Genomic DNA, 11,189 nt, shown 5'->3' with positions numbered 1-11,189 from the left:
TCGGCCAGATCAGCCCGATCGCCTACGAACAACGATCAACTACGCTGGCCACCGCCGCATGACAACCGGTGTCCACGATCAAGGGGAAAGCCCCGATGGCGGACCTGTACCGGTCCTGTTCTCCCTTGCCTCTTGGGACCCCAGCCACGATTCCCTCGAATCCTGGCTGGCCGAACAGCTACGACGCAGTCACCCAGGACTGCGTGCCCCAGCACCGACCATCACCGCCACACCAGGCACCCGCCGGCCCGATCTGGCTCAGGCTCTGCTGGCAACCGGACGCATCGTCCCGTTGCTCGACGGCTTCGACGAGCTACCCCCCGCCCTGCACACCGTGGCGCTGGACACCCTCAACCGGACCATGCCCGCCCGACAGCCCCTGGTCCTGTCTAGCCGCGCCGTCCCCTACCGCACAGCCCTGGCCAGGCCCGACGCAACGGTCCGGCTCAACGGCGCAGCCGGCATCCACCTGCTCCCCCTCACACGTCAGGCCGCCGCCGACTACCTCCGCCGCGACGCAGGCGGTCCCCACGCCCCCGCCGCCGACCGCTGGAACCAGGTAATTACCCACCTGGGCACCAACACCCCTGCCCGGCAAGCATTGAGCACCCCATTCGGACTGTTCCTGGCCCGCACCATCTACAACCCCCGCCCCCAAGCCACACCCGGACCCTACCCACACCCGGACGAACTCTGCGACACCGCCGCCTACCCCACCCGTACCGCCCTGGACACCCACCTGCTCAACGCCTACATCCCCGCCGCCTACAGCCCTCACAACCCCAACCCGTCTCCCTGGACCAAAGTCCAGGCCCTTCGCACCCTCACCTTTCTTGCCCACCACCTGGAAAACCACCGCGATGGCACCCCCAACCTCGCCTGGTGGGAACTCCACTACGCTGTCTCCGCCCGCTCCAAACGCATCATCTACGGGGTGCTCGGCGGCATCGGGATTGCATTCTTTGCCGCGTCCAACGGTGACCCGCGGGGCGGCTTTGCAGTTGGGTTCTCCCTCGCACTCGCCTCCACCGCCCTGTCCCTGCTACTGCCTGCAATCCGCCGCACCCCAGGCACACGTCTGAACCTGGCCCTCCGCGCGCTCGCCTACAGCCTCGCTCTCAGCCTCTTTTGGATGGCGTTTAGCCTTCTCATGAAAATCTTGCTAAGCATCGATACGCCAACGTGGAGGGACTTGTCCACGCTATATCTCTTCATCGGAGGGGCTGTCATCATGCCCCTGAGCTTCTTCAGACGGACGCGTACAGGGGCGCCCAAGGCGCGAATCCGCTGGTCGCTCGGCTCCACGCTGATCGGGTTACTTTGGGTGCCCGGCCTGACCATCCTCGGCGCACTTGCACAAGGAATTATTTACAGTGTCAGTCCCGAAGATGCATTTTGGGGGGCCTATGTTGGATTTGTTCTCGGGACTATGAGTGCGTTGTTGCACGTAGTCGCGCGAGGGATGAGGTCGGAGCCTTCCGACCTAACCACCGAGGTCGGAGCAGCCCCGCTGCTTGCCCGGGACCGCCGCATCTGCTTTATGTTCGCGCCGATTGGGGGTCTCGCCTCCGGGCCCATCATCCCTTTCATCATATTCGGCGGCGCCTCGCGGGCCGAAGCGGCAATCGCGGTCGGCTGCGGGGTGATCATTGGCCTGATGGTCGGCGCTTTCCATACAGCTTGGGCAGACTTCATGGCATCAAGGACCTACCTTGCGATACGGCACAGAGTTCCCTGGCGTCTCATGCCGTTTCTCCAGGATGCGCACGAACACCGCGGCGTGCTGCGGCAAATCGGAACCGTCTACCAGTTCCGGCACATCGAACTGCAACGCCACCTTGCTCAGCAGCCCTGGCCACCCGTCACATAGGAAGAATCGCCCGGCATCCACCGAATCCTGCGTCCCCTATACCTATGTGGTCGACAGCGCACCCGCTGTGGCGTTCTCGGTCACACGGCAAACCCAACAGGGGCAGCGACCAACCGTTCACTGGTCCGCCGATAGGATAGGGAGTCGCGGGATATTCAACTCGCTCGAACGCCCAGTGCAATGATGACAATCATCTACCCACATCGGTATTGGTGACAGGTAGCGTGCTGAATCGGTGACAATTGCCGTGCATTGAGTTCGTAACACGATCTTGTTGAAGCGTCCTGGTTGGCCCTGACCGTGTGATGATTTGGCCGTTCGTGAGGGTGTGGGTCCTCAACCTTGAATCGTATGGACGATGAGTTGTTGGCGTTGGTCGAGCCGTTGCTGCCGCCGTGGCCAGAGCGGTCGCCGGTGCCGCGGCCGGTGCCGGATCGTCTCTGCCCGCAGGGAATCCTGTTCGTCCTCCACAACGACACAGCCTGGCAACTTCTGCCGCTGGAGCCGAGGTTCGGCTCGGGTCAGGCATGCTGGCGGCACCTGGACCGGTGACAGAAGGCGGGATCTTCGACCAGCTGCATCGGGTCCTGCTCGCGGAGCTGAACGCGGCCGGCGAGCTCTACAGGTCACGGGCGTGCGTGGACGGTTCTCATGTCCGTGCGAAAAGGCGGGCGCCGACACCGGCCCGCCGCCGGTCGCCCCGGCCGGCCCGGCACCCTGCTCGGCGACAAGGGCTACGACTCCAACCCGAACCGCGACAAACGCCTCGCCGTCCGATGGGAACGCCGCACCGAACTCTACGACGCCTTCATCACCCTCGCCTGCAGCCTCATCTGCTGGAGACGCCTCAAGAAGGCCCGGTCGTGATCCTGTTACAAGCTCTACAGAGAACGAGACCGGGATCAGCACTATCTCCGAGCGAACGATCAGACAGGAGTTCGTCTCGCCATGTTGCCCCGTGGGCCGGACAAGGCCCATCGTCAACGAGAAAGGGACATACGAAACGCGAACCTACAGTGACCGCTCTCCTGTCAGCAGAAGAGACAAACCACCCCAAAGAAGTTATCTGTGCGGAACCATTCGACGAGGCCAAATACTGCGCTGCACCAGATCCTCGAGCCCGACACTGGTGCGGCCTGCCTGCCCGGCGGCACTCCGGAACTCGCGGACCACGGGGATCCCGAGGCCACGTTGATCCGCGAGGCCCGCGAGGAGGCCGCCGCCGAGCTCGCCGGCGCCCGCTATATCGGGTACCTGTCTGACCCCCACGGGCCGTGCTCCCGCATCCGCTACGCCGCCGCCCTCGCCAGCCTCGGCCCCGCCACTGCGGACCCGTCGACCGGCCGTACCTACGTCCGGATCCTGGCAACACCGGAGCAGGCCCTGGGCCTCTTCGACTGGGGACCACCTGCCGTCGAGCAACTCCTGGCAGTCCACGAGGCCCGAGTTCTCCTCGGTATTCCTGAGGCCGCTCATCAGCCCGTCACCGAACTCAGCGCTCCCATCACCTGGTAGCTCGGTACCAACCGAGCGGCCCGACGAACGAGGAATCCATGCCCCAGCAGCGCTCTCCTCCCGGCCACTTGGCTGATCAACGCCCGCTCAGAACGCCGCGCGCGGGCAGCTGGGCCCGCGCCCGCCAGAAGCAGACCGCCACGAACAGGAGGGGAATCGTGCATTCCACCCGCCCCATCGCTCACCCCATACCCGTACATCGGCCGAACGTGATCGGGCGGCGTCGCGTGCCGGCCCTGTCCGGTCACCGCGCCGGGAGCGGGAGGACGGCATGACCTTGTTGCGCATCGTCTCGTACAACACGCTCTTCGGCGGAAGGGACGACGACGGCCTCGGCGACGACGCTCGCTGGCGGGCGGCCGCCCCGTTCCTCACGTCACTCGACGCCGACCTGTACGCACTTCAGGAGTGCAACTTCTGGGAGCTGCTCGGCGAGCGCCGTCTGCACCAGGCCCGCACTCAACTCGGCATGACCTCGGGGTACTTGGCGGTGGCGAATGCCACCACCGCCGGCCACCGGTTCCACACCGCCCTGCTGGCCAACCCGCGCTGGGAGACCATCGGTCAGGGCGCCGAGCGGAACAAGTACCACCACGTCCTGGGCTGGGCGAACGCCCGCGTCGACGGCGGCGATGCGGTCTGGTGCATCCGGAACCTCCACCTCGACCCGTTCTCGCCGGCGCACCGCGCCGCCGAGGTCGAACCCCTGCAGACACTGGCCGCGCCGGGCCGGCTGTCCCTGGTGCTCGGCGACGCCAACACGCTCGGCATCGGACACGCGGAGCCGGACTGGAGTCCGCTGCCGCGCCACCTGCATCACACGCAGCTCGTGCGCGGCGAGGACGGCCGGCTTGTGGCGGATCGTACGGCCGCGAGCGTGCTCGAGGGCGCAGGGTTTGTCGACGCCGCCCATCAGGTCGGAGACAACCGTCCCACCGGCGGCTTCGGTAAGAACGATGTGGAGCGGCGTCAGGACCTGTTTCTTCTCAGCCCCGCCCTGGCCGAGGTCATCGTCGGGTACGACGTGCACACCGAGCCCATCGAACAGGGCTTCAGCGACCACTGCGCCGTCTCTCTCACCCTCGACTGCGACCGGCTCGTCGGAGGTACGGCATGAGTACACATCAGCTCCGCATCGGCACCTACAACATCCACGAGGCGGACGGCGACCTCGCCGGGCGGCAGATCGAAATGCTCGCCGCCCACGACCTCGACATCCTCAGCGTCCAGGAATGCGGCGGCACCGGGTGGCTGGACAGCGACGACCCGGAGGTGTGGGAGGGCACCGGCCCCGTCCTGGAACGCTACGCCGACGGCCTGGGCATGGAGGGCGTCGCGGCCCGCAGCCGCGCCGACCACCGTCACACCGCGCTGCTGTGGCGCCGGGGCCGCATCCGCCGCCGCTCCACCAACGACTACTCCCGCATCGCGCACCGCACGTTCGCCCAGCACCGCCTGGACATCGACGGGATCGGCGACGTCAATGTCATGGCCGTGCACGCCCATCATGCCAACGGCGAGGTCCGCTACAGCGAGGCCAAGCACATGGCGCGCCTGGCCGCCGGGCCCGGGCGGGCTGTGCTGGCGGGCGACTTCAACTCGGTACACGGGCGGCCCCGCGGGGAACGGTGGGCGCACCTGGCCGAGCCGGACCTGGAGCCGGACATCGATCTGCTGCCCGACTACATGCTTTCCTCGCAGGCCCTGTTCGACGCGGCCGGCGACCCCGTCCTCGACGGCGAGAGGCGTCCGGTCTTCGACCGGCGTCCCAGCAAGGTCCTCCAGGTCGGCGGGTTCATCGACGTGGCCGCCGAACTGCTGCCCCCATCACGGCGGCAGCAGACCGGCGCGTTCCTGCACGCCGACGCGCCGCGGCGCCTGGACCGCGTCTACACCTACGGGCTGTCCCCGGTTGCGTTCGAAACCGTCGATGATGCCAAGGCCCAGCTGTCCGATCACTACCTGGTCATCGCCACCGTCACCGTGCCGTGACTCTTCGGACATCCAACTTCTGGCAGGGCAGGGAGCATTGAGATGCACAGGTTTATGGGCTGCAACCGGCGCCGTGTTCCGCCTTGCCTCGTCTCAGTGCGCCGCGGGCGTACCGGTCAGGAGCCAGAGTGTCATTTCCGGGAGCACGTTCGGCTCCGGCGGCCAGGGCGCGGGCAGTTTGCGTCCGGTCAGCGCCCCGGCGTCCTTCAGCTCGGCGCCGGGCGCGCAGGTACTGGCGAGAAGCCCGGTGAACAGGCCGAGGGTGTGGGCGTGGTCGGCGTACAGGGCTTCATCCGCGGGATGGGGTTCTGTACCGTCCTCGACCGCGGCGCGGTCGTAGTAGGCCTGCGTGGTCTTCACCGCCTCGAGAAGGTTGTCTCCGGTGAGGAACACGGTGAGCTTGATGTCATCGAGCATGCGGGTGGGCTCGCCGTAATTGGAGATGAGCACGAGTTCGGCGTCCGCGGTGCCGCGATCGCCGAGTTCGTCGAGGTAGGCCAGCAGCAGGTGGACGGTGCCGTTGTCGTCGATGACCAGTCCCAGCCCGGGAGCGGGTATCGTCTCGGTCAGGTCTGCGGGAACGTGGTCGCTGGCCGTGGTCTGCAGCGGGAGCGTGGTCAGGACGCTATGGCGCCCTCCACTGCGCCAGGCCCCCAGGGCGGCGATCCGAGGCCCGTCCCACCCGGCCTGGTCTATCGGGGCGTCGTACATATGCATGAGCCACCCGGATACGCGGACGCTCGGCATCCAGCACCACGGCTGCCACTGCGAGCCCTCTTGCGTGCGTAGTTCTTCCAGGGCCTCGAAGATCCCGGGGTACCGCTGGGTGACCTGCATCTCCAGGCGGTGCCAGTGGTCGGCCGCTTCCCGGTAGACGTGGGCGAGGCGCCGGTGGTCGGCTTCGAGCTTGTGGTCGAGGGCCGCGTCGAACACACCGTGCTCGGCCCTTTTCGGGGTGGCGGCGAGCTCCGGCGCCGGCTCAAAGATGTAGCCCTCGCTCACCTCACGCATCGTCTGCGCGGCACGCTCGGTGATGCCCAGGCGTGCGGTGCCGGCTCCACTGGTCGTGGCGACCTGGACGCCGCGCTTCTTCGCCTTCAGCTCCTTCAGCGCCTGCGTGACAGTGGCCTGTGGCCGTTCCTCGCGGAGCGTGGTGCCGTCTGCGGTGAGGGCGTACCAGGCGGCCACCACGCTGCGCAGCGGGACCGCCGAGTAGATCAGCCCGGAAGGCACCCGTTGAAGGTGCAGGCGGCTGTCGAAGAGCGGGAGGAAGGGCAAGTGGAGGTCGAAGTCCGGGACGATCGGGATCAGTCGTCCCCGGGCAGCGGCGTCCCTCTCCTGCCCCTCCTCCCGCATCGGCGCCCACCAGGTCAGACGCACCCCTGAAGAGAAGCCGTCCATGGGCGGCCCCCAGGTGACCGCTACCACCGGATCCCCCGAGGGGAGATGTGCCAGCGGCTCGTCGACGGAGAAGACGAGCATGCCCGACGGGGCGGGCAGCACGTCCGGTTTGAACGGGAGGGGGACCGACGGGTCCTGGCCGATCTCGCGCGCCGCTCGCACGAGGTCCGCGGCCATCGCGAACGTCGTACCGTCCGCGACCCGCTTCCCCTCCGCGGCGAGCAGACCCTCGATCTGACGAGAGTGAGGCAGGGCCGACCACGCGGCCGGCATCACGAACGTATGCCCCTGGTCGACGAGCATGCCGTAGAAGTCGCGGCTCACCGGGGCACGCAGGAAGGCAAGGGTCCTGGAACGCAGACCGGCGGCCAGGTCAGCAAGGGGATGCGCAGGCATACGGTAACCCTAGACCTCGCCTTCATGCCCGCGATAGCCGTCACTGGGCCCCGGTCGGCCCGGCCGACGTGCGCTGGCCGGAATGTCCACGGGCACCGGGAACCGGACGGTCCTTGCCGACTCTCGACCAGCTCGAAGCGCTCGCCGCCAGCCGCATCGAGACCACCGGCACCATCACCGAGCATCTGACCGGCCAGTCAGTAGCCACCGTGCACGCGGCACCCGCACTGGTCACCTGGCTGTACGAGCGCACAGAATCAACGCCAATCCAGCCGCTGCACGCCTCGAACTCACGGAGCGACCCGGTAAGTTCGGAGAGGACACCTTCCAGGCCCGCACACCAACCGACCAGCAGGAGCCAGCCCATGCCCCCTCGCGCACCGGCCCCCAACCCGTGGAACGAGGCCATGCGGCGCGCCACTGACGCCACCGCGGCCGACCGGCCCGGCGGGATGGACGAGCAGTGCTGGGACGACGTGGCGATGCGTGGCATCGTCGCCGTGGTCCTCTACGCCCTGCACCTGCGCGAGCGCCAGCCTGTCGCCGCGATCGGCTGGCCGGCGGTGCTGTGGCAGCTGCGCGACGACGCGCGGGTGACTGAGCTGGCCACCACCGTCCTCCCCCGTGGCGGACACGACCTATCCCGCACCGCTGCCCCTGGCGATCCGGTGACCGAGTGCTGGCAGTGGCTGACCCGGACCTGGGACCCCAACGCCCCGGTGAAGTCGGCCTTTCTCCAGCCCACCCCGTCGTGCAGCTCCCATGACGGCTGGGTGCCGGACGCACCGGAGCCCCGGTGGGGCGGCATGAGCCGGAGCATCGGCACCGGCCTGCCCGACCCCGCGCTGGAGGTGTGCACGCACTGGGCGGCGGGCGTCGTCCAACGGCAGATGATCAACGAGCAGCAGGGCCACCACACCCACGACCGGGTCAAGGTCACCGCGGGGACGCACATCGGACACCGCGGGTACGTACGGGATGTCGGCTGGTACTTCGACAACGCGACCGAGACGGTCGATGGGCCGGCCGGGTACGTGGTCGACCTCGACGACATCGAAGGAACCGAGGACATCGACGCGGACGAGGTGGAGGCATGCGCGGATCTGCGCTGGCCGCGCCGCCCCGAGGGGACTCTCAAGGACGGCCCTCCGCCGGGCCTGAACGGTCCGCTCCCGCCGGCCAAGACCTGCGCCGAGGACCTCCGGGAACTCCTCGACCGGGCCAGCAACCCCGAGGTCGTGCCGGAGCAGCTGCGCCGCGCCGTCGCCAGCGCCCACAGCCACCACCATCTCGAACTGGACTGGCAGGCCAGCCCCGGCCCGCAGCGCTTCACCTGGCGTGTACTGCTGCACTGGTACCAGGTGACCGAGCAGTACGCGGACGACCAGCGCGCCGACCTGTACGAAGTCGTCATCACCCGGCACCTCCACGATGCCGAGCCCACCCATCACCTCGCCCTGAGCGAGAACGCCCTGCCCGAACTGATCGCGCGCTACACCATCGGCCCTTGAGCTCGCTCTCCCCCGCGGGGCTGGATCGTGCCCGCCTTGAGCAGAGCGATGAGCTGTCGGGCCAGGGCGGCAGCAAGGTGCTCGCAGGACGACACCGACGCGGGGAACGCGGGGACGGGTGGACGCCGCGGTGAACCAGCTGCGCGCGGACGGGTTCGACGTCCGCGACGAGGACGTGGCCCGTCTCGCGCCGTTCGTGCGGCACCACACCAACATGTTCGGCCGGTACTCCCTCCAGCTCCCCGACCTGCCCGGCGGACTGCGGCCCCTGCGCGACCCGGCCGCCGCCGAGGAGTGAGTGCCTGCGGGCGGCTCGGGGAAAGTTCGCACCGGGCCTTCCCCGGCGCGGTGGTCCATGGCCTGACCGATTTTGCCCCCAGGGTCGGCTGAGCGCTGGGAGGATCGCTCGGACATCAATCTCGACGATCCCGGGGGTGGGATGGTGCTGGAGAAGCTCAACGAGCAGGTGGAGCAGGGGTATGTGCTGCTTCAGGCGGCGGTGGCCGAGGGCGCGCTGGGCGACGTGTCGGCCGCTTACCGCCGGGCGCAGGCCCTGGCGGAGATGGACTGCGAGGCGCTTGTCACGCTCGCGCGGGTGGCCAGCGATTTTGTGTGTCGGCTGTCCCTGGCCGTCGGGTCGGACTGGACGACCAGCTCGGATGAGGGCGGCAACCCGGTGAACATCGAGGACCGCTCGCCCGAGCGGCGGGTGTTCACCCGCCGGATGATGGCGGCCTGGTCGGCGGGGGACGTCGACACCTTCGACGCGCTGCTGAGCGCCGCCTGCGCCGACGAACAGCGGCGCCGCTCCCACCTGAGCGATCTATTCCAGCTGACCGTCGATCAGGCCGAGATGCACGGACAACGTGCTGCCCCGCCCCTTCACCGTCGTACGGCAGCTGAACAACTCGATCTTGAAGGAAGGGCTCAAGAAAGCGGACTGGAACAAGTGAACCCACTGTCCGCCGGCCGTGAGACAGCGGTTCGCGGACCAGTCTGATCCACGAAGTTCCACCGCGATGTCTGGGCCGCCGGGCAGTCAGATCGCGACGTCCAGCCGCTCCACAACCACCGTCAGCCGGCTCAGGGCCAGCCCACGCCAGAGGGGTTCTGCCCATGGGCAAGCGCACCACCAAGAAGACCAAGCGGACGCCGCCGCTGTCCGCTGAACGGCTCCGAGCTGGCTGGAGCGACCCGTGGGCACCCGCATCCACCTGGCCCGCCCCGGCGACGCGGCGGCGACCGACGCGCTGATGACCACCACCGGGGACGAGGTGCGGATTCTCCCCGTCCTGCGTGAGGCGATCGAGAACGGGACGGCTGGCTCGGCCATCCTGACCGGCCTGGGCGCCGGCGCCGAGAAGTTCCACAACGCCGCCACCCACAGCTTCTCCGAGCACAGCCTGGGCGGCGAGGCACTGAGCACCGTCTGCTTGGTGCTCGTCGCCACCGACGAGCACGACCAGACCGTCGGTGTGCTGACCGCCACCGCCCCAGACCCCCTGATCCAGATGGCCACGACGAACGGCTACACCCCTCAGAAAGCCACGGCCCTCAGCGTGTTCGTCGCCAAGATTCACGGCATCGCGGTCGCCGAACACGCCCGCCGCCAGGGCATCGCCCGCGTTCCCCGAGTACAGCGGTGTGTGCGAGCATCTCGCCTCACTGCCCGGTTATCGGCCACCCCGACGCTCCGGCGCCCTCGACCTGTGTTGGAGCGTGTCATCTGACATTGCGTCCTGTTCGGAGCGTGCTCGGAAGTCCGCCTTGGCCTCCCGGGCCCCGGTCGCCTCGTAGGCGCACCCTGCACTCGCTGAACCTCGCCGTCGGCCCCGGACACCAGTTGATGGCGGCTGAGTGGGGACCCACGCCAATCTCCACGCCGGGCACGGACCACCGCACCACCTCCCCTCCGACTCGCGGGCCAGAAGGTGTGCCGCAGCTATGCCGCACTGCGGACGAGAGAACTGACCGCGCTCAGGGCCTCTTGCCCTTCGGGGAGTGCGGCGATCGACGGCTGGTCCTGCGCCGCTGCCGTGTCCGTGAGCAGCGTCGTCAGCCGGCTCGTCATTTTGTTGAGCTGCCCGGGCCCATGCTCTTTGTAGAGCTGGTCGAACATCGTGACGATAGCCTCGCGGTTGATCACCGGACCGTTCGCGCTGGTGAGCTTGAGCAGTGCCCGCCTGTCGAAGCGGTTCGGCTTCCACTGGCCACTGGCAAGGTCCGCGCTCAGGCGCTCGGCCCGCGCTTGCAGGTCGCGCATGCCGTCCCGCCCCAAAAAAAACATGGGCCGATTCTGACATGCAGCAGCGCAATACGGAACGCGGACAGAGGATGCAGGAGGGAGTCAGATGGCTCTCCTCCGGGAGGTGGAGGACGGACGACTACGGAGTCGAAAGCGTGGATCGGGCCATTGTCGGCGATGTAAATCAGACCATTGCGTAGGTTCCGTCCAGCTTCCGGGTCAGGCCGGTCTCGCCGGGGCGGGTGGCGCGAAGTGACCT

The 11,189-nt window shown here is 68.1% G+C and carries 11 protein-coding genes and 1 pseudogene; 10 read left to right on the top strand and 2 right to left on the bottom strand.

The genetic code is table 11. The features are described 5' to 3' along the window. The 6 genes from ACF08M_RS38180 to ACF08M_RS38155 all read left to right on the top strand — a co-directional run. The coding region (locus ACF08M_RS38180) for a hypothetical protein (protein WP_392189901.1) at positions 1–1,870 on the top strand (1,870 nt) is incomplete at its 5' end. Positions 1,871–2,221: 351 nt separating this feature from the next. Further along, positions 2,222–2,422, top strand: a complete 201-nt coding sequence (locus ACF08M_RS38175; RefSeq protein ID WP_392189900.1) for a transposase — start codon at positions 2,222–2,224, stop codon at positions 2,420–2,422. Positions 2,423–2,521: 99 nt separating this feature from the next. Continuing rightward, on the top strand, positions 2,522–2,737 hold the full coding sequence (locus ACF08M_RS38170) for a hypothetical protein (protein WP_392189899.1): 216 nt from the start codon (positions 2,522–2,524) through the stop codon (positions 2,735–2,737). Between the two features lie 201 nt (positions 2,738–2,938). Continuing rightward, positions 2,939–3,385: a hypothetical protein gene (locus ACF08M_RS38165; RefSeq protein ID WP_392189898.1), complete on the top strand. Its 447-nt coding sequence runs from the start codon at positions 2,939–2,941 to the stop codon at positions 3,383–3,385. Between the two features lie 271 nt (positions 3,386–3,656). Further along, complete coding sequence (locus tag ACF08M_RS38160; protein ID WP_392189897.1) at positions 3,657–4,502, top strand: hypothetical protein; 846 nt, start codon at positions 3,657–3,659, stop codon at positions 4,500–4,502. Further along, complete coding sequence (locus tag ACF08M_RS38155) at positions 4,499–5,377, top strand: endonuclease/exonuclease/phosphatase family protein (RefSeq protein WP_392189896.1); 879 nt, start codon at positions 4,499–4,501, stop codon at positions 5,375–5,377. The genes ACF08M_RS38160 and ACF08M_RS38155 overlap by 4 nt, the downstream gene beginning before the upstream one ends. 93 nt (positions 5,378–5,470) lie before the next feature. On the opposite strand, the gene ACF08M_RS38150 is transcribed toward ACF08M_RS38155, so the two are convergent. Then, positions 5,471–7,174 (bottom strand): hypothetical protein, encoded by a 1,704-nt coding sequence (locus ACF08M_RS38150; RefSeq protein ID WP_392189895.1) that lies wholly within the window; start codon positions 7,172–7,174, stop codon positions 5,471–5,473. A 113-nt stretch (positions 7,175–7,287) separates the two neighbouring features. Between ACF08M_RS38150 and ACF08M_RS38145 the strand changes: the two genes are divergently transcribed. The 4 genes and pseudogenes from ACF08M_RS38145 (at position 7,288) to ACF08M_RS38130 (ending at position 10,415) form a co-directional block, all read left to right on the top strand. Continuing rightward, positions 7,288–8,685, top strand: coding sequence for a hypothetical protein (locus ACF08M_RS38145; RefSeq protein ID WP_392189894.1), 1,398 nt, complete (start codon positions 7,288–7,290; stop codon positions 8,683–8,685). 118 nt (positions 8,686–8,803) lie between these two features. Continuing rightward, positions 8,804–8,983 (top strand): annotated as a pseudogene (locus ACF08M_RS38140) (Tn3 family transposase); the annotation flags it as partial. Positions 8,984–9,124: 141 nt separating this feature from the next. After that, complete coding sequence (locus tag ACF08M_RS38135; RefSeq protein WP_392189893.1) at positions 9,125–9,685, top strand: hypothetical protein; 561 nt, start codon at positions 9,125–9,127, stop codon at positions 9,683–9,685. A 196-nt stretch (positions 9,686–9,881) separates the two neighbouring features. Then, the gene (locus tag ACF08M_RS38130) at positions 9,882–10,415 is read left to right on the top strand and encodes a hypothetical protein (RefSeq protein ID WP_392189892.1); all 534 of its coding nucleotides are present in this window, start codon (positions 9,882–9,884) and stop codon (positions 10,413–10,415) included. 212 nt (positions 10,416–10,627) lie between these two features. On the opposite strand, the gene ACF08M_RS38125 is transcribed toward ACF08M_RS38130, so the two are convergent. Beyond that, positions 10,628–10,972: a hypothetical protein gene (locus ACF08M_RS38125; RefSeq protein ID WP_392189891.1), complete on the bottom strand. Its 345-nt coding sequence runs from the start codon at positions 10,970–10,972 to the stop codon at positions 10,628–10,630. Positions 10,973–11,189: the final 217 nt, after the last annotated feature.

It is taken from the genome of Streptomyces sp. NPDC015032, from assembly GCF_043080425.1.
Classification (GTDB): domain Bacteria; phylum Actinomycetota; class Actinomycetes; order Streptomycetales; family Streptomycetaceae; genus Streptomyces.
Note: the sequence above shows the minus strand (reverse complement) of the source record. Positions and strands in the feature narration are given on the sequence as shown.